18 protein-coding genes are annotated in these 20,429 nt (G+C 34.2%); 13 read left to right on the forward strand and 5 right to left on the reverse strand.

The genetic code is table 11. The annotated features are described in order from the left end of the window. The first annotated feature begins 125 nt into the window (after window positions 1-125). From M2265_RS25335 to M2265_RS25345, 3 genes are all read left to right on the forward strand, one after another. A complete protein-coding gene (locus tag M2265_RS25335) occupies window positions 126-1,139 on the forward strand; it encodes an aldo/keto reductase (protein WP_132772976.1) in 1,014 nt (337 codons plus the stop codon). 54 nt (window positions 1,140-1,193) lie between these two features. Next, window positions 1,194-1,538 (forward strand): putative quinol monooxygenase, encoded by a 345-nt coding sequence (locus M2265_RS25340; RefSeq protein ID WP_132772975.1) that lies wholly within the window; start codon window positions 1,194-1,196, stop codon window positions 1,536-1,538. Between the two features lie 122 nt (window positions 1,539-1,660). Beyond that, window positions 1,661-2,509: an aldo/keto reductase gene (locus tag M2265_RS25345; RefSeq protein WP_132772973.1), complete on the forward strand. Its 849-nt coding sequence runs from the start codon at window positions 1,661-1,663 to the stop codon at window positions 2,507-2,509. Window positions 2,510-3,399: 890 nt separating this feature from the next. Here M2265_RS25345 and M2265_RS25350 read toward each other — a convergent pair. After that, window positions 3,400-3,807, reverse strand: coding sequence for a hypothetical protein (locus tag M2265_RS25350; RefSeq protein ID WP_132772971.1), 408 nt, complete (start codon window positions 3,805-3,807; stop codon window positions 3,400-3,402). Next, on the reverse strand, window positions 3,792-4,472 hold the full coding sequence (locus tag M2265_RS25355; protein WP_132772969.1) for a DUF6843 domain-containing protein: 681 nt from the start codon (window positions 4,470-4,472) through the stop codon (window positions 3,792-3,794). The genes M2265_RS25350 and M2265_RS25355 overlap by 16 nt, the downstream gene beginning before the upstream one ends. Before the next feature lie 559 nt (window positions 4,473-5,031). Here M2265_RS25355 and M2265_RS25360 point away from each other — a divergent pair. From M2265_RS25360 to M2265_RS25400, 9 genes are all read left to right on the forward strand, one after another. Continuing rightward, window positions 5,032-7,467 (forward strand): AAA family ATPase, encoded by a 2,436-nt coding sequence (locus tag M2265_RS25360; protein WP_132772967.1) that lies wholly within the window; start codon window positions 5,032-5,034, stop codon window positions 7,465-7,467. Between the two features lie 18 nt (window positions 7,468-7,485). Beyond that, window positions 7,486-7,779, forward strand: coding sequence for a hypothetical protein (locus tag M2265_RS25365; RefSeq protein WP_132772965.1), 294 nt, complete (start codon window positions 7,486-7,488; stop codon window positions 7,777-7,779). 50 nt (window positions 7,780-7,829) lie between these two features. Then, on the forward strand, window positions 7,830-9,062 hold the full coding sequence (locus M2265_RS25370) for an ABC-three component system protein (protein WP_132772964.1): 1,233 nt from the start codon (window positions 7,830-7,832) through the stop codon (window positions 9,060-9,062). Window positions 9,063-9,064: 2 nt separating this feature from the next. Beyond that, a complete protein-coding gene (locus M2265_RS25375) occupies window positions 9,065-9,601 on the forward strand; it encodes a three component ABC system middle component (protein ID WP_132772962.1) in 537 nt (178 codons plus the stop codon). Continuing rightward, entirely contained in the window at window positions 9,601-11,643 is a 2,043-nt protein-coding gene (locus tag M2265_RS25380) for a DUF3732 domain-containing protein (protein WP_132772960.1), read from the forward strand. Before M2265_RS25375 ends, M2265_RS25380 begins: the two co-directional genes overlap by 1 nt. Before the next feature lie 21 nt (window positions 11,644-11,664). Next, complete coding sequence (locus M2265_RS25385) at window positions 11,665-12,165, forward strand: hypothetical protein (RefSeq protein WP_132772958.1); 501 nt, start codon at window positions 11,665-11,667, stop codon at window positions 12,163-12,165. A 125-nt stretch (window positions 12,166-12,290) separates the two neighbouring features. Next, window positions 12,291-13,817: an IS21 family transposase gene (gene istA / locus M2265_RS25390; protein WP_264599371.1), complete on the forward strand. Its 1,527-nt coding sequence runs from the start codon at window positions 12,291-12,293 to the stop codon at window positions 13,815-13,817. 2 nt (window positions 13,818-13,819) lie between these two features. Beyond that, complete coding sequence (gene istB / locus M2265_RS25395; RefSeq protein WP_264599342.1) at window positions 13,820-14,596, forward strand: IS21-like element helper ATPase IstB; 777 nt, start codon at window positions 13,820-13,822, stop codon at window positions 14,594-14,596. Between the two features lie 10 nt (window positions 14,597-14,606). Further along, window positions 14,607-14,936: a hypothetical protein gene (locus M2265_RS25400; protein WP_132773770.1), complete on the forward strand. Its 330-nt coding sequence runs from the start codon at window positions 14,607-14,609 to the stop codon at window positions 14,934-14,936. 219 nt (window positions 14,937-15,155) lie between these two features. On the opposite strand, the gene M2265_RS25405 is transcribed toward M2265_RS25400, so the two are convergent. From M2265_RS25405 to M2265_RS25415, 3 genes are all read right to left on the reverse strand, one after another. Then, entirely contained in the window at window positions 15,156-16,172 is a 1,017-nt protein-coding gene (locus tag M2265_RS25405; RefSeq protein ID WP_132773771.1) for a hypothetical protein, read from the reverse strand. Window position 16,173: 1 nt separating this feature from the next. Continuing rightward, a complete protein-coding gene (locus M2265_RS25410) occupies window positions 16,174-18,030 on the reverse strand; it encodes a DUF3696 domain-containing protein (protein ID WP_132773773.1) in 1,857 nt (618 codons plus the stop codon). Between the two features lie 195 nt (window positions 18,031-18,225). After that, entirely contained in the window at window positions 18,226-18,765 is a 540-nt protein-coding gene (locus M2265_RS25415; RefSeq protein WP_132773774.1) for a hypothetical protein, read from the reverse strand. A 965-nt stretch (window positions 18,766-19,730) separates the two neighbouring features. Here M2265_RS25415 and M2265_RS25420 point away from each other — a divergent pair. Continuing rightward, window positions 19,731-20,423, forward strand: a complete 693-nt coding sequence (locus M2265_RS25420) for a hypothetical protein (protein ID WP_132773776.1) — start codon at window positions 19,731-19,733, stop codon at window positions 20,421-20,423. Window positions 20,424-20,429: the final 6 nt, after the last annotated feature.

The following is a 20,429-nucleotide window of genomic DNA, read 5'->3' on the forward strand; positions in this document are numbered from 1 at the left end:
GATTGAGATACACCCAAACTGACTACGAGTGAGATCTTTGTATTATTAATTTTAAATAAATGTTTCGATTTTACCTTTGGAGCAAATGAAGTTCGGATGTATGTCGATTAATAAATAATAAAAATATGTCAGAAATAAAAAAAATAAAATTAGGCAGTCAGGGGCTAATTGTACCAGCTGTAGGTTTAGGCTGTATGGGTATGACAGACATGCTGGGTGGCAATATGTATGGTAAAGCCGTTGAAAGTGATTCCATATCAACGATACACCGCTCCTTGGAGCTTGGAGGTAATTTTCTTGATACCGCAGACTTGTACGGTCCATTGATAAATGAACAATTGGTAGGGAAAGCAACCAGGAGCAATCGTCAGAACTATATTATAGCCACAAAATTTGGCTTTGAGATAGATGACCACAACCAGCTTACATGGCAGTTTAACGGTAGCAAAGCGTATGTAAAAAAAGCCGTAGAGAGGTCGCTTAAAAATTTGAACACCGATTATATAGACCTGTATTACCTGCACCGTCTCGATAAAAACACCCCTATTGAAGAGACTGTTGAAGCAATGGCAGAACTAGTCAAGGAGGGTAAGGTAAAATATATTGGCCTATCTGAAGTATCTTCCGCCACAATTCGTAGGGCCCAAGCCGTATATCCGTTGACCGCTGTACAGACGGAATATTCGCTATTTGAGCGAAGCATCGAAGAGACCGACGTAAAGGCAACTTTAGCAGAACTTGGTATCGGTCTTGTGGCCTATTCGCCACTTGGAAGAGGCTTTTTATCTGGACAGTTCAAAAAAACGGAAGATTTTCCGAAAAACGATTTCAGAAGAACATCTCCCAAGTATATGAGCGATCAACTAAAAAAGAACGTTGAACTACTTGAGGAAATAGAGAAGATGGCTTCAGAAAAAGGAGTAACAAGTACCCAATTGGCATTGGCATGGACCATTTCAAAAGGGGCAATTCCTATACCTGGAACCAAACGTGTAAAATATGTAGAGCAGAATATTTCTGCTACCTATCTGGAATTAAGCACCGATGATTTGATCCGTCTGGAAAGTATCATTCCATTAGGAACCCCAACGGGTAACAGATATGACGATGCGGGAATGCAGGCCATTGATAATGCATAAAAAACTAGGTTGTTAAACCTATATATCTATTCTTAAATATTAAAAATACAACAAATGGAAAGTAAAATTATTGACATGATATTCACCTTCACGGTAAAAGAAGGAAAGCAGAAACTTTACGAAGAAGTAATGGCAGAACAAATTGCCATTGCAAAAACAGAAACGGGAACATTGGTATATGATATTTTCAGAAAACCAGATGGCAGTTATTGCCAGCATGAACGCTACGCAAGCGAAGATGCATGCCAGGAACACAACAAGAATACAGCTCTACAGCTGGCAGAATGGTTTGAGTTGACGGAGATTTCTCAGATAATTGCATTAGGTCCGCTAAGCGAATCATTCAAGGAACAGTTTGGCGTAGAAAATTATCTGCTTTTTGTATCGGCGAACAAATAAGCCTGTGCTGATCATCTGATAAAATGGGATTTTAGATCGGATGTTTAAGTTCCCATTTTTTAAAGCATGATCCTGATAATGGAATGATAGCTTTTATTAACGAATATCATAAATAATTAATTATGCAAACAGTTACATTGAATAACGGCGTTGAAATGCCGATTCTTGGATTTGGTGTTTACCAAATTCCCGACCCGATAGAATGTGAAAATAGTGTATATGAGGCGATAAAGGCAGGCTACCGTTTGATTGATACCGCCGCGGCCTACGTTAACGAGGAGGCCGTTGGAAAAGCGATCCGCCGAAGCGGCGTGCCAAGAGAGGAACTGTTCATCACGACTAAGTTGTGGGTGCAGGATCATCCCTATGAGAAAGCCAAAATTGCATTTGACAAATCTTTGAAAAATCTTGGCCTTGATTATCTCGACCTTTACCTGATTCACCAACCTTTCGGTGATGTGTACGGAGCGTGGCGGGCAATGGAAGAACTGTATACCGAAGGCAAAATCAAGGCCATTGGAGTTTGTAATTTTCAGCAGGACCGTTTGGTCGACCTCATCCTGAACCACAAGGTGGTACCAGCCTTAAATCAAGTGGAAACACACCCGTTTCACCAGCAAAAAGAAGAACAGAAAACGATGGTGGAATACAATGTACAGCACCAATCCTGGGGACCTTTAGCAGAAGCACAAAATGATATATTCAACAATGAAGTGCTCGTGCCTATTGCCAAAAAACACAATAAAACAGTAGCACAAGTTGTTTTGCGCTGGCTTATACAGCGGGACATAGTTGCGATACCAAAATCGGTGCGACCGCAGCGCATCAGGGAAAATATCGATATTTTCGATTTTGAACTTGGTCGCGAGGATATGCAAGCCATCAGTACATTAGAAACAAAATCCAGTGTAGTTTTCGATCATCGCGATCCCGTCATTGCCAAATTCATCAATCAACATAAGATAGGATAGTGCTGAGAAGCTTCAAAACTTTTATCTAATCCACGGCAGGTGTCTGCTTGCTGTGAATTAGATATTTGAGAGTCGGCAAGTATCGCTTAATTTGTGTATTTGACTTACATGTCGTAGTCATTATTTGATATATTGATGCTCCATTGATCTCTACAGATATATCCAAAACGTATATTTCTTTATACCCATGCATAAGCTCGCTTGCTAATTTACCTGTGCCGCAGCCTATATCTAAATCGCTATCATCTATTTTTACGAAATTACTAATCCCATCAACATTCTCTGACGATGGATTATCATCATCCAGAGAATTGTACCAAATGAGAATCCTAGTATAATTTATCAATGATTCTATTTTAATTTACAACCTTAAAGATTTTTCATGCCGGTTCTTTACATTCAATCCATTCATCCGATTACAAAAACAAATTGGGAGGGAAAAGGTGTGAAACCACTATTGAAACCAATGACAAAGAAGCCTTTGTATATGCTTATATTGATGCAATCATCAAAACCGTAAAAAAAGATAAATTGAATATTTTAAACACGGAGGGAAACCTCCGCTATAACATTTGTTGGAATTTTTATATCTCTTTCTTTTCTCCATTATGCAAAATTCTGTAATACTGATTGTTTTCAATTAATAAGCTTTCCGATTTTTGGTTGGGTTGATAGAATTTCGAGGTGTACCAAAAGATGGAGGATATTTTGCTTTGGATAAATAGGCTTTGTTAAATTTTCAAACTAGCTCTTGTTAAATCATTTCGTAAACAAAACATATGCTTTACAATGACAAGTGTAAAAATTTATTAAAATGATATTCTCTTTATTGTCATCAAGTATTCACAAGTAAAAGTACCAAAGAAGCCAAAACCAATATGCAAAATACACTATGTATTTATTCTGCTGCTCTGCTTGTGAATGGATTTATTAAGGTCAAAAAGTTTATCAATAAGAATTTTATTTGTTACCCAAAGTAGTCCGCCAAGAATGTATACGCCAAGTTTCCAGTTCTCTCCATTGTAAATAATGGAGTCGTGAAAAGTCTTCTCAATAATTACTTGCTCAAATGTCCAGAATATAAAGTTCAAAATAAAACTCAAAACCGTCCAGCCAAATTTGAAGTTTGTTGTCAAGTAGTAAAAGGTGATTTGCAAAGTAAATACCGTAAAATACATAACTGTCAAAAAATGCCAACCAATGTTCGGAAGTACCGCAAGTGCGCCTTCAACTATTGGAATTATCAAAAGTGCAAGTCCTACACCAATTAAATATTGTATGGTTATTTTTTCCTGCATTGGAATAATAAGCTGTCGATTAATTTGTCCGAAATACCTCCATCGTATTGAACTCTAAAATTGTCCCAGGAATTGACTGCCATCATATGAAACTCATAATTCTCATTCATTGCAGTGGATCCACTACCTGTCCCAAGTAAAAATATACCGACCTTATTTCTTGGAGGCTCATTTTTGTTCTTTTCAAGTGTGTAGTCTTCGTTAAAGTCTTGCTGTATAAGTTCCGGTATTTTTTCTATTTTGTTCCAGTTGTTATCAACAAAATAATACTCTTGGTCTATGATACCAGTCTCAAATTTGTTTGTGAGTATCATAACTCCATTATCTGGAATTTTGTAAATCAGTCTTCCGTCTACTTTTGGAACAGTCTGTCCACAAGGCTCATTATAAATTAGCGTGATTTGACCTCTAAAGCCTTTAGGAATAAGAAAGGTCTCTGGTGTCATATGCTTTGAAGCTAAAAAGACGAATGCAAGCATTCCAGGAAACCAAAGTAGCAGTGGTAAAAAGGTCGTTAGTAATTTTGTCTTTAGCTTGATTTTAGAGAACCATACTATCAAAAGTCCGATTATAAAAACTGGTCCTCCAAATATTATCCAATAAGGATTTAAGCAAGCAATCCAACTTAAAATAATCAGAATAATTCCCGTTTTATAAACGCTCATTTTGTATTTGTCGTATTTGTAAAATTACAGATGGTTTGTGGCTTGGCGAAAATGACAGACTGAATTTTAAATTTGTATCCCTGTTAGCATAAGGGATATAGTATTTCCTAATATACTACAATAGGAAATAAATAAGACTTTTATCAGCGATGAATGTAATTGATTTTGAATTAATATAAAAGGTGTAATTATCATTTTGATTCCTGAAACGAATCGAAAGACAAAGGCGCAATTGCAATCGGCAATATAAATTATGCAGATTCTGTTAAGCATATGCGATAAAGCCGAATATATTCCTCTTTTTTCTCCTTTACGGTTTCCCGTATACTATGTAAAATAAGATTACTTATTATTGCGCGCAATTGCAGGATACAAAACTATTTTACTTTTAATTTTTTATTTATTGATTTTCAGTTTATATTGTAGATGATTTCTAAACAGCCATATTGTTAGCAAGAGATCCTGACTAAATTATAAAAATACTTGTATTGTAAATGCTATGATGTAAAGGAAAAGTCATATGACATAAATCAATAAAATAGTGAAAATAAATTTAATTATGATTAGAAAAATTAACATTAATAATTTTGGTATATATAATGGTTTCACTTGGGATTCAATAAGAGATTCAGGGAATACTCTAATACCATTAAAAAAAGTAAATATATTCTATGGACGAAATTATTCTGGTAAAACAACTCTATCAAGAATACTTCGAGGTATAGAAACTAAGTCTATTTCTGATAAATATGAGAGACCCGACTTCGAGCTGACTCTGGAAGGTGGAGTATTGATAAATTATACCAATTTTCAGCAGAATAATCTGCTGATAAGGTGCTTTAATGAAGATTTTATTAAGGAGAATCTAAAGTTTTTTATTGATCACGAAACGGATATAATTCCGTTTGCTATTATAGGACAAAATACAGGAATTGAGAAACAAATAGAAGAGATTAGAAATCTATTAGGTAGTAATGAAGAGGGAATAGAGACACTCTTATATAGTGATTTAAAACAAAGAAAGGTCGACCAAGAGGTAGTCTCTTCAGAGTTGACAAAATTAAAGGGTAATTTGAATACTCAGTTAGCAAACAAAGCTACAGTAGGGGCAGATAGCATCAAAAAGAACTATGCTACTTATGGTGATATCAACTATAATATTACAAAACTGAGTAAGGAGATTGGAGATATTGCTAATGTTCAATTGCTTGATTTAGAGAAGAAAGACCAATGTGAAAAGCTTTTGAAAGAGGACGAAAAGGCGGATGTTTCTGAATTGGAAGTTATTGATTGCGAAATAGAGACTATTCATAGCAAAGTAAAAGAACTCGTTATGAAAGAAATTCTCGGTAGCGATAAGATACAAGAACTTCTCGAAAATGCTACACTTAATAGATGGGCACAAGAAGGATATGATTTACATAAGGATGACAGAGATTGTAAATGTTCATTTTGTGGTAATTCTATTTCGTCTGAACGCTGGGTAGCTCTCGATAAGCATTTTGATGAAGAGACTGCAAAGTTGAAGAAAGATTTATTAATAGTCGCTTCCTTAATAGAGAATAAGAATACTCAATTATCCGGTAAAAAGAACTCAATATCTTCAGATTTGTTTTATAGCGAATTGCAAACGAAAGCCTCTTCAGCAATAGATGCCGTAAAATTAAGCTTAGATGGTGTTATTGTCGAATTAGAAGAATATGCTAACTTAATAGATACTCGATTGCAATCATTACTGAGGAATGCTGATTTTTCGAAAACAGTTAATATTAGTTGTATACAGGAATTAAATTCCAAAGTATCCTTATTAAATGACTTAATAAAAGATAACAATACTTTGACCAGTAAGCTAAAAGACCGAAAGGAAAATGCTCAAAAGGATTTAAGATATTACGAGATTAATAATTTTATTGAAACTATAAACTATTCGGGACAGCAAGCTCTGATTCTTGAAAAAGAGGCAGATTTACGGGAAAAAGAAAGAGTATTTATCGAGTTAGAAGAAGAAATACGAAGTAAAGAAAGTAGTATAGATGAATTAGGGCGGAGATTAAACGATGAGGAAGAAGGAGCGAATAGAGTAAATCACTATCTTACTAATTATTTCGGACATGGACACCTTAAGTTACAGGCTATTAAAGAGGAAAAAAGTGCAACGAAGAAAATTAGATTTAATATCGTCAGAAACAATAGTATAGCATATCACCTTAGTGAGGGCGAGATTTCTTTAATCTCATTTTGCTATTTTATGGCAAAACTTGATGATATTCACACTTTAGGAAGTAAACCAATAATTCTAATAGATGACCCAATATCCAGTTTGGACGCTAATCACATATTTTATTTGTATAGCGTTATCAATTCTGAGCTGTTTGTAAAGAATAGATTTGATCAAATATTTATATCAACTCATAATCTAGATTTTCTTAAATACTTGAAGAGGTTAGATTTGTCTTCCCTGCAAGTAAATAAAAATGATAGAATGGAGCATTTTATTATAAATCGAATAGGAGAGAAGAGTACTATATCCCTTATGCCTTCATATCTCAAAGATTATGTTACTGAATTTAACTTTTTGTTTGATCAAATTTATAAATGTGCAAATGCAGAAATTGTAAACGATGAGAACCATCATCTTTTTTACAATTTCGGTAATAATGCTCGTAAATTTTTGGAGGCCTTGCTTTTTTACAAGTACCCATCTAGAATAGAAAATCAAACTAATAATGCTAATTCAAAGCGTTTATTAAAATATTTTGGGAATGACAATCAAGCCGCTATTTTAACAGACCGTGTTAATAACGAATTGTCTCATCTTGAAGAGATATTTGATCGGGGTATGCAACCCATCGATATACCAGAAATGAAAAAAGTTGCTCAGTTTATATTAGATAGGATTGAGGATAAAGATTCCGAACAATACGAAGCATTGTTAGAAAGCATAGGTGTAAGTAGACCTGCACCATTAGCTCTAGCTAATACTGGGTTAGCCTAAACAAGATAAGAGATTATTATGACCTTAAAAGAATTCAAAAATAGTTTTCCCGAAATATATAGGCAGTATGAATCCAATTCGTTTAGCGAAAATATGCAGATGAAGCCGATTGATCGGATATTGAATTTTATTGAATCTGCTTATGGTTTCAATCTGATTAACATAGTACATGAAGCAAAAAATCTCTATCTTCCTATGATTAAGTATGATGGGAAAGATAAAGGATATAATATTTGGTTATCCCTTACCAGTTCTAAATCACTTTTGATAGGAAAAGCTTTTGAGTTTATATCTACTGGTAAGATTCATTGAGATTCATTGAAAATTAGTAAATTTAGTAAAACTAACAATTAAATTAATCTATGACTGATTCCGCTTCAGGCTCAATTGCTGGATTTCTTTTTCAATTTGAGAAAGCACTAGTTTTATTGGCGACGCTAGACAATACTAAGGATGTGGTTTCAATTGAACAAGTTGACGACGTCGCTGTTCAAAACGAGGACGACCTTGTACTAGTCACTATTCAATCAAAACATAGTATATCTCCGAACGGGACAACCTTCCAAGATACTAGTAGGTCGTTATGGAGAACCTTAGAGATATGGATTCAGAAAGTTGAATTAGGGGTGTTTGATGATACTACAAAATTTATCTGTTCTACTAATAGGAAAATAGCAGATAATTCACTTTTGCGTAAAATTGAAACCAACGACTTTGATAAAGTTTTAGAGGAAATAAAGTTGCTATTAACTGACCAAAAAGAAAAGCTTAAAAAATCGAAAAGTACTAATAAGGGTGCAGGCTCATCGATAAAGCAAACAATAACGCTTATAGAGTTTGTGCTGTCTAGAGAAGATAGCTTTAGGAAAGTTAAAGAAAATCTTGTTATTGAGGATCAAGAAGTATTAAAGGAAAGATTTCTTATAGCCATACACATGAGTACTAATAATTATAACAACGTAAGAAAAGACCTTGTTTTTGAAGCGATGTATGGATGGATTGTAAACGCTAGTAAGGCTAAGTGGATGCAGGGGACTAAAATTCCTGCATCTTTTTCAAAGAAAGAATTTGATTCAAAACTATCTTACGTTACAACAAATCCTGCAATAATCAACGCGATTTTTAGGAAAAAGAGTGATTTGGGAACAATAGATGAAAAAGTACTTGCTCATCTCAAAAAGGAGCTGTTTGTAAAACAAATTACGGATATTGATCGAAACGAAAAGTCAAAACAAAGAATTATCGAGCTGGCTGTGAATGATTTTATATATCATGAAATCGAGATGTCGCACATAGTAAAAGGAGGTGAATTTACAGAACCAGATTTTGTGGAATTTCAGCAAGTGTGTAAGCATAAATGGCAAAGTCACTATGATACTGTTGTTAGAAAAGAACTTGATGAATATAATGATAATGAGAAAAATGATATGGCAATAGATATCTTCGATAAACTGATGAATGAAATTGTTGTTCATTTTCAGGATGGAATTTCATTCAATTCCTCAAATAGTTATGTACGTAATGGAACCTTTTTAAAACTGTCAAACATTCCAGAAATTGGTTGGCATCCTGATTGGGAATCTAAATATAAGTAATAATGGGGGAAGATAATTATTATCCTACTGAGGAAGCCTATAATCTTTTTGAATTAATGCAAAATGATGCTCTTGGTGTAATAGCTGTTCACAGCTTTACCTTGGGGTATCACAACATAGCGAAAAATAAAGAAAGTGAACTAAAATTTCCTAAACTTGATTACCTATTTTTTGTGTTACCTATTGTCTATAATTATTCAGCGATGTTGAGTTTCTTAAATTCCAATGAGTTATATACAGCTTTAATCAAAGAACATTCTATAATCCTAGGGCTTCAGGAAAGAGCATACAAAATGTCTAAACAGACTTTTGACGCTCTTAATATGGCTTTCAGTAAAAAAATTTTGAGTATTGATAAAGATAATGGTACAATAATTCTGCTTAAACCGTATACAAGCAAGAAACTGGTACTATCTATATCTTCAAATAATTCCTTTGATAGTGTGAAGCAGATTCAAGATAGTGCATATAAGTTGGGAAGTGTTTTTGCTAAAAAGCATGAGAAAAATATACAGAGTAGTCTAAATATCAGGTTTTAATGAAATTGAAAATTAAAAATATTCTCTTGTACCCACAAGATGATAATTTATATCCAAGAATTATCAAATTTGAGGAAGATAAGGTAAATGTTATTACAGGGTACAGTCAACGAGGCAAGTCTGCTATTATTTCAATAATCGATTATTGTTTAGGAAGTAGTGAATGTGATATTCCGGTAGGAACAATTAGAGAGAAAGTCAATAAGTTTGCCATTTACATAACATTAGATAATCAAGCAGTTTTTTTAGCAAGGGATTGTCCTGGTAATGACAATAAGGCGTCTGACGTCATGTATATGTATGACGTTCAGGGAAAAGGTGATAACCCAACTTTAAACTCTAATGAATGGATAAAGGAATCTGGAAAGTATAAGACGAATCGGAAGAAAGTGAAAGATTTTCTATCCGTAAAGGCTGGCTTTGAGAATATTTCAATAAATAATGAATCTCAAAAAGAAGAAGCTCCAGCTAGTTTTAGAGACACCGCCGCATTTTTGTTCCAGCCACAAAATATTATCGCAAACCCTACGACTATATTTTACAAGACGGATACTTTTGAACATTTACGTCGCCTGAAGATGTTGTTTCCATTAGTTTTGGGGTACAAGTCTTACGAAATTTTAAATCTTGAGGTAGAAATTGATGCATTAGAACGTAAGGAAAAGGAGAAAGCTAAAAAGCTAGACGATTTAAAGTTACAGTATGAAAACTGGCAAACCGACATATACGAATACTATTCTAAGGCAATCAATCTTGGTTTGTCAAATGCCGATATAAGTATTGAGACTAGTAGCGTCAACATTATTAAGGACGAATTGAGTAGAATCGTGATAGATGTTAAAAGTAATCGGTTTTTGAAGGAGGGATCGTCTTTGAGGTACTCGGAGAAGTTAGAAGAATTAGATAAGGAAAGAATAATTCTAATAAGAGAATTGGATGATCTTAAAGTAGGTCTTCAAAAAATCAAACAATTTGATAGATCAAAAGTCGATTACATTGATAATGTTTCCATTGAAGTGAATAAGAGGTTAACACCCGTAGAGTGGTTTCTTCAGCAGAAAGGTACTAATGTTTGTCCATTTTGTGATTCAGTGTCTGAGAAAGCTATAAATACTCTTCTTACATTAAGAAATGAGAGGGAGAAAAATCATAAAATTATAGAAGACTCGCAATCAGAATACTTCAGTTTTGAAAGAGAGAAAGGGGATTATCAAGAGAAGATAAGAGAAAGGGAAAAAAATATACAAAAGATAGATGCAAATATTCAAATAATTAGAAACGAAGATCATAGGAATTATAAAAAGTTTCAAGATATATTTGAATTTACAGGTAAGATTCAACATGTGATCGAGAATTTAGAAAGGATTTCTCCTTCAGCAGATTTGGCGGTAGAACTAGACAAAATTGCAACTTTGTTAATTAGTAAAAGGAGAAAAATAAGAAAGTTAAAAGAAAAATTCGATAAAGAACTTTGTTTGAAGAAAGTTTCGGATTCAATTGCTAATTATGTGAAGATTCTTCCTATAGAAAATAGAGAGCAAAGAAGAGTGTTGCTTGATCCAGATGTTAGTGTTGGAATCAGAATTCAAGATACAAAGACAAAGAATATTAATTTTCTATATAAGTTAGGTAGTGGTGCGAATCACATGTGTTACCATCTTGCCACAATTCTTGGATTACATGAATATTTTTTAAAATTGCCAGAAACTAGTAAGAAGAACTACATACCTTCATTATTAGTACTTGATCAACCTAGCCAAGTATACTTTCCTGAAGATTTTAAAGATTTAGAGAATAATAAAGCGGATAAAACAAAAAAGAAAAAAATATCTGAAGATATCCAGAATACAAAACTAATTTTTGAGGCTTGTAGTAAGTTTCTGGCGAGTAACAGCTATCAAACTCAAATAATTATTCTGGAACATGCATCAAAATCAACATGGGGAAATGATCCAAATATTCACTTAGTTGAAGAGTGGAGAGGCTCTTTTGACGATCCAAAAGGTTATAACGCGCTAATTCCTAGATTCTGGTTTGATTAAATTTTGTAGTATATATATTAAATGGATAAAAAGTATAACACACGGGCTTTTACAAAATTTGAAAAAGATTTTATAAATAAGATTATAGAAATTGGTGATACGGATCCTCTTCCTCGATTGGGAAGTATTATGTCTGGTTTATGGGGTTTTAATGAACCATATTACGTGGAGGGTAGAGCGTATGATTATATTCTCAAAAATGCTGAAATTCAATACTACAGAATTTTAGGACCAACATTTACAAATACTAATCCAGACGAGTATCTAACATTTTTAAAGAGATCGAGGCAGATCAAAGAAATTATGACATATCTGTTGGATAATGATTATTGTATTCAACGTAAATCTGGCCGCTTTTTAGGTATTATCTTAGGGGATAACACGAAGGCGTATGATTCCGAAAGAGCGACCGAGGAAGTTTTTCTATATGAAGATTTTAAATATCTCTTAGGGATACTTGAATACAATATTTATCCTACAGAAGCTTTGAATGAGTTAGTTAAAAATGACTTTTGTAAGTAGCAACTTTGTATCAACAGATTTTAGCAAAAGTAATTCGCCATTACATTAGCTAAAATTAAAAAAAGGCCGCATCTTTTGGTGTGAAACAAAATCAATGTCGGCCTCTTAATAAAAACAGAGTTTTTATGTGGTACAAAGTTAAAGAATTAATTGGATCGGGACTAAACATAAGTCAGATTCATGTTGAAACCGGTTTAGACCGGGCTACAGTACGCAAGTATCTGTCACTTTCAGAAAAAGGGTTCCATGACTGGATCTCACGGCCCAGAAATCTCCCCAAGAAACTTTCGGTCTATTACAGTTATGTTAAAGAAACCCTGGAACTTCAGCCCTATCTATCCGCAGCACAGGTTGAGGATCGCCTTATGGAGCGATATTCCGACCTCCCTACGGTACATAGCAAAACCATCTATAATTTTGTCAGGAACATCCGTCTTGAACATGGTCTGGTAAAATACAGGGATAAACAGGCGCGTGATTATGAAAAATTGCCGGATACACCTTATGGCCAGCAGGCACAGGTTGACTTTGGACAGGCCTTTATGCAGACCGACACCACTTACCAGATGAAAGTTTACTTCTTTGCAATGGTACTGAGCCGCTCACGGCAAAAGTTTGTTTACTTCCAGAACCATCCGTTTACCACAACAACAGCTGTTTATGCACATGAACTTGCTTTTGAGTTTTTTCAGGGTATCCCTCAGCAGATCATCTATGACCAGGACCGGGTATTCATCCAGGAAGAAAACCTTGGCGATATCCTGTTGACTGACGGTTTCCGTTCTTTTTGTGACATTAACCCATTTGAACCAGTGTTCTGCAGAAAGGCTGACCCTGAATCAAAGGGAAAAATAGAAAATGTGGTCAAATATGTAAAGCATAACTTTCTTCGTGGACGCTTATATAAAACAGTTCCTGTCCTGCAGAAAGAGGCTCTGGACTGGCTTAAAAGACGTGGCAACGGAAAAGTACATGGCAGCACCGGTAAGATACCCCATAAGGAGTGGCTGATGGAGCAAAAGTATCTGCAGTCTATCACTGCTGTTCCAACTTTACCTAAGACAATGTTACCTGAATACTTTGTAAGAAAAGATAACTGTATTACCTATCGGGGCAATTACTATAGTCTTCCATCTGGAAGTTATAAAGGTCAGGGAACCAAAGTACTGCTTGAAATCAAGGGGAGCAGTATGTGCATCTATAGCGAAGCGAATCAGATAGTGGCACGGCATATCATCTCACAGCAGAAAGGCTATATCGTACGTCTTGAAGGACATAAAAGAACCGGTTCAGACCGTGTTGAACAAACAACAGCAGAAGTGACCGCTCTTTTTAACAATAATAATGGGGTCATTTATCTTACGCTTTTAAAAGAAAACAGACCGAGGTATTACCATGACAGCCTAAAAGTGATCCTTAAAAATCTCAGGAGTGCATCGCAGGAATCTATAGATCAGACATTGGGCATATGTCTGGAAAACAAAATCTTCAATGCCTATGAATTCTCCCAGGTTCTCAATCTGCAGAAGAAACTGCATCCTGCAGGCACAGAATATCTAACAGTCGGATCCAGTGCTGACACTACGCATTTACAGCAGGGCCTAGATCCTGAAACCAGTAATATCAATTATTATGAATCTATACTCAACTAATCATGGAACAGATCAAACAAATCAAAGAACATGCAGAGACATTGCGTCTGACCAATCTCAAAAAAGCTCCGGAAGAACTGATCCATCGGGCACAGATCGATAAACCGTCCTATATGGATTTTATCATGGAGATATTGGCAAGTGAAGTGAGCTACCGAAAATCGGCAGATCTGGAAAGAAGAATCCGGCTGGCCAAATTACCCAAGCATAATGATCTGGACAGCTATGACTTTAATGTGTCCAACGGATTATTAAAGGCTGAACTGGCTCAGCTCAGAGAGTTGTTGTGGCTCGAACAGAATTATAACCTGATACTGATGGGACCCAGCGGAACAGGAAAAACATATCTGGCTGCGGGGCTGATCCATGACGCTCTGATCGCCGGCTACCGTGCATATTTCCTGAGTATGGAGGAACTAACCAATATCCTCAAGATGAAGGATATCACTGTATCGGCAATGAATGCATATAACCGGCTATTAAAAGCACATGTACTGGCTATTGATGATATCATGCTTTTCCCGATCAACAAAGTTCAGGCTGTGGCTTTCTTCAATATGATCAACCACCTCCATGAACAGGCATCCATCATTATCACAACCAATAAGTCTCCAAAACAGTGGGCAGAAACGCTTGAGGATGAAGTGCTGGCAACAGCACTATTGGATAGATTATTGTATCGATGTGAGGTTGTTAAATTGAAAGGAACAAGTTATCGGATGGATAACAGACAGACGATCTTCCCTGAAAAAAAACAAGAAAATACACCGGAAAAGTAAATGTATTTTTTTGAAGAAAAGTGGTGAAATACTTTTGCTAAAAATTGATGAAAGTAAATTTGCTATTTACAACTTTAGGACAAAGCAAGATATTTATAATGAAATGACTCGAAAAATAAGCTTTGGTTCTATGATAGCAGCGGTTGGAAGTGTCGCTATTACATTAGTATTAGGAATTGTGAATTATCACATTAGTACGAAAGCTAAAGAAAATTCGGTATTGGAGATCGATTCTACCTCCATAAAGCAAATAATAAATGAAACTAGATCGAAATCACCTATTATAATAAGAGATACTATTTATTTGCCACAATCAAGTTCAAAAAAAGTCAAACGTTGATTTTTAATATGTGAAAGTTACAAGCATTCTATGTCCAGTTTACATAATAAGAAGATGCGTGATTAATTAAAGTATTTGGATAAAGTGCTGTATGACCTACTTTATAATTCCTGCAGATGAATAGTATTAATATCGGATTTTTGATTTACTAAAGAGTGATTTCAATTGCGTATGAATTTCTCCCATCAATTGTATTGCAATAAATGGGAGAAAAGTTTTCTAGTTGTCTTTGAATTTACTAATATTAAAATTATTATGATGAACAACATCTGTAAATATCTTAGTTTGACCTTTTTTCCAATAATGTAAATGGAACTCATGATCAATATCTCTTCTCCATGCGTAATATTCCTTCCACTTAAGTTGTTTACTATTGCCACCTTTACTTTCTCTTATTTCGTGGGTATGAGCCATGTGCGTTTTAAGTATTTCTTCAGTTAAAGAACGAAGTAACATTTGAGCTTTGCTCTTTTCATTTTGAAAGTTTAGAGCTTTCTGAGAATCAAGGAAAGATTTCATAATTAGCATTTCAGTAGAATTAGTATACTCGTAAAAATCTATATTTGTATCTGTTTGCTTCAATTGCATTGCTAATGCAATTCTAAAACATTTCTCATTAGTTATATTGGTCCAAAGAGCAGCAGGATTGTAGGTAGTTACAAAATTATTAAAATTTAAATACGTTTGTACATTCGTTTTTAATGAAGATGGTGGTTCATAATCTATTATACTTTCACATAATGATATGTTAACATCTAAACATATCAAGTTAACATTGCTTAGTATGATGTTATTGTCAAGTTCTTTCTTATTAGCTTCTGCACTCAATATGATACATAGTGTCATAGTTTTTAAAACTTGAGTAAAGTCGGAAATCCCATTATCGGTCTTGCTTTCTTCATTGTGAACATCTTCGTACAGAACGTCATATATAGTTAAATGGTTTTCATATGACATAGTTTTATTAAGGATTGAACAAATAATTTTATCTATCTCTTCTGGTTGGATATAATCTATGTTATATGTTTTTGTCAGATGTTTAATGTTATCCACTAGAGGGTAAAGATTATTTTCAAAAAGAAGAGTAGATGTTGAATCTGGTATATAGAATGCTCCCCAATTTAAATCCATGGTTTTTTTGTAGTCGATTAAAGAATATATAAATTCTTCTAACTGATCTTTCGTAGTGTTTTCTTTGTCCAAAGTTAACACAGCAGGGTCTAGATAAAAGTTCATGTTATCTTTCTTTGTTTCTTTTTTTTAAACCAGCCTCTAATAGTTGTGATGCTAGCTTTTCGCTTTCATCAAAGAAACCTTTTGGCCATTCCGGAATAACTCCATATTTATTAATTCTAATTTCTTTATAAATAGAATCAGCACCTTCTTTTTCTACAAAATATAGTATAGCATCCTTACTTAAAGAATCTCCTTTTGAGATTGCAATTAAATACCTTAGACGATTTATTAAATATTCGCTATGGGTTTCTACAATACATTGTTTTTTTAATATATTCTGAGATATAAAAAAATCCGCTAAACGCGTTTGAACTTTAGGGTGTAAATGTAATTCTGGTTGTTCGAATATAAGAGTAGAGTCCTCACCTGCAAGAAATGAAAGAACCAATATCGGGAGCACTTGGCTTACACCAACACCAACATGAGTCAAGTCATGAAGATTCTGACTTTTGTCTATTGAAACAACTAGTTCATGCCCCAACTTGCCCATATCCTTTGTGTCGAAATGACTTGCTACCCCTAAATAAACTAACCAGTCAAGCACAGCTTCTTTTAGAGTTGTTGTAGCTATAGATTTAATTTCGTTACTTGAAGTAAATTCTGAAGAAGGAACATATTTTATTTCTCTATTTTTGTGAAGATCAAGCACTGCGGCTGTATTTTCTCCTTTAAATCCAAGATTCATAGAGTCTATATATCCCTCTAGCGGATATATTGATTTAGGCTCATCTCGTAATGGTCCTAAGTACTTTACATTTTTCTTGAATTGATTTTCAATGTAATCAAGCTCTGCTAAATGTAAGGGGATTGAGTTTGCAGAATTGTAAGGTTTCTTATCGATTTTATCTAAAATTTCATCAAATTCGCTTTTCTTTAATATTAACTGTGGCATAAGATAACGTAGTGTAAATCTTGAATTAAGGCATTTTGATAAATTATCTGAATTAAAGTTTTTTCTTAAAGTGCTTACTTTTTGCTTTAAATCATTAATCCATCTTTTTTCAAGCATAGAGGAAGAATTAATATTAGTCTCAGTCATGGAGTCCTCAAAAAAATCATTTATAATTTTTTTGAGCTCTGTTGTATAGATTATTTCATCATAAGATCTTTGATCACCGTCATTAAATCGATTAGATTTGCCTTGTAAAGCTAACTTTAAAGTGTTAATTTGATTATCTAACTCATTATATAATATTGTAATATTATTAGGTATGAAATGTAACATGTTAACCCCTATTATTTTCGATGTCTTGGGAATTTGATAAAAATAAGAAGTAGTATGAAAAGGGCTAATTTCAATCTCGTACTCCAAGTTTTTAGTGTCGGAAGGAGAGATAGTCTTGATTTCATAATCTGTAATTCTCTCTTCTGATCTCTTTTGTGACTTTTTTATAGAAATGTTTGTCTTCTTATTGTCTACATAAACAGATTTTATAGTTACACTTTCTAAACTTGGATTAAGTTGTTCTATCGGTGTTTGTTCTGAAAGAAATTTGTAGGAAAGTTCGACGTTTTTAATATTTCTATCGAAGTGAAAATATCTATAGCTTATTAAAGAATCATAATCAGACATGTCTTTATAATTAGGTTCTAAAGTAAAACCTATTTCTATTTCTTTTTTTTTGCTATTATGGGAATTAATATCTTTATAGCTGCCAAATTTTGAGATGTGCCCATTAAGTATGACCGATCTAGACATGACAGGACTTTGTATGGTTTGGGCCGTTAATAAAATACTTTGTATTACGGTGCTCTTGCCTGAGCTATTTGCTCCAGCAAAGATTGTTAAGGGCTCAAATTCTAAAACTGTTTTTTTATTCACAGATTTAAAATTGGCTAATTTCCACTTTTTTATCATTTTTGGGATATTTTGAAATTCTAATTTTAAAATAATTAATCAACCTAAATGCTTTTTTAATTACGTTATTTCTCCTGCGGAAATAATTGAACGACCTCCTGATTTCATAAGTTTATGAACTTTTAACCAAGTCTTGTAATGAAAATTTTTCTATCAATTAATTTTTCTATTTTGGATTAATGATTTAACTACCCTTTAGCCAATCTTAATGACTCGATTTTCAACATAATCCTTCATCATTTCACCTGGTTTCTTTCCGACTGCTTTTTCGATAAGTAAGAACTCGAAAGGTTCTGGTGCACCAGTTTTGTAATAGATGTCTTTTAATCGCTTTTCTTCGATCCCAGTCTTTTGCTGGATGATGTCAAAGGAGTTTTTACCACCGACATATTCAATGGTGTCCGAATCGAAGTTTTCCTTCATATATAATCCGAACTTATTTATACTTTTCTTTTCCTTTGTATCGATTTTAACTTTTTTCAGATTAAATTTTCTGTGGGGATAAATATAGTCTCTTGCATTTTCTATAGTATCGCCAGAGTTCACAGCAATAAGATAGAATGATGTCAGAGAAACACCTTGACGATTATTATTTAGAATCTTGCTGATTTCTCCTTTTGAAATATTAACCTTTTTTGCAAAATTTTCGTGAGTTAATCCTAATAGAGATATTCTTGAAAGCAAATATGCCTTAAAGTTTTTTAAATCTTGTTTAAGTAATTCAATAGCATCCATAATTTCTAACCATTGGTTTCCATAAATTATATTTGTTTTTACAGAAACTATTTTATATATTTGTCTAAGCGATTATACAATAGGGCATAGCCCTAATTGAACGATGTTTTCTCGGCCCGTAAAGAGCTAAAATACCACCGAGAGCACCGTGTAGATCGCTCCGTGCTTTAATGAAAAAGTTTTGTACTTTTACCATATAGCATTGGGGCGGCTCACGTCAATGCTTTAGATGGGTCCTTCAGGAATCTCGCGAAGATTTAGAAGTGACAAGGGCTTAGCTCGCCTTCGGGTCTAAAGTGTGATGCCGTCCCTTGCTTTTTCCAAAGAGGGACAAATTTGCTCGAGATTGACATTGTTTGCATAACTCTAAAAATTATGAAACGATTCAAAACCACTCACAGAACCAACACAAACCTGATCAAGGATCAGAGTCATCGGTTCGCACATTTCAGTTTAATAAAGAACATATCCTGTGCGCCAGAATAGGGCGTTTAGTAAAACATAACTATAAATAGGATAGGGGAAGTTTGTTCCAAATCTAAAAGGCGCATTTTAGTAAAAGCGTGGTTTGCTGACCATACTTAATATTAAAAATAACGTACTAATAAGGTTAAAACTAGCTTGTTCCCATACTATGATGGCTTATGTTACCGACTTTCATTTTGATATACAATTGCTTGTATATGCTAAATTGGATCGGATTTTAGACTTCGTAACCTAAAATTACACTTTTCTAGTCATAAAGCAAATTATTGTCATCAAGTTTTATTGAATTACATCAATAAGTGAAAGTCGGTTCTTGTTCTTTTACCCAAATAATGCAATAATGAAGACCATTATATAACCAATTGACGCAGACGTAAAATTGCATTTTCTTGATTTAATATTTTTTTAACTGGTTTCCTTACGGCGCGAGCCATGTCCAAAAAGTAAAGTTTTAAGGGAGCCAATTTAAACTAAAAACAATGCAAAATACTTGCTATTGGGAGAGCTATGCGCTAACCCTAAGAGAGGAAATGTCTTCTTATCTGCGTGAAAATCGTGTTCCAGTTATTAAAAAACGAACTATGATCACTCTTTTACCCGAACGATTCTTTAAAAATGTGTTGTTACCAATTTCCGAAAGCTCGACGCAATCGGCGATAAAGTATGTCAAGAAGGAACGGCCAGCACAGCGTTATTACTCGCTCATGATCCGCCTGTTAGAGCCTTCCGATTCTTTCAGTATGGTTGTTCGTAATGACAATACCGATGTACTGCGGATCTCACTGATCAATATGACTGTCTTTGAGATTTATCTCTTTGCTCTGGGACTGCCTGCTAATTTTCCGACTAACCAAATACTGGTGTTAGGAGAGCATAAGGAGCGGTTTATACCAATAAAGAAAGGAGAGTGTATCTCTTCATATTGCTATGAACTGGCGGTACCAGCACGGACAGAAAGGGAAGAGTACCGGCAACGGATAATGAACGATCTCAATAAGCACTTTGGAATAGAAGTGACCTTAGAAAGATTGACCATTGTAAAAGATAGTCGCAAGGTATTGAGCATAGCAGGAGAGTTTGTCGAGTTGATCTGGGAGGAACAGCTTATGATGATCATTAAAGCCAAAAGAACGGTAAAAGAAAACCAAGAATTAATCTTAGAAAAGTATTAGTAAAGT

Source organism: Sphingobacterium kitahiroshimense (assembly GCF_025961315.1).
In the GTDB taxonomy this organism is placed as follows: domain Bacteria; phylum Bacteroidota; class Bacteroidia; order Sphingobacteriales; family Sphingobacteriaceae; genus Sphingobacterium; species Sphingobacterium anhuiense.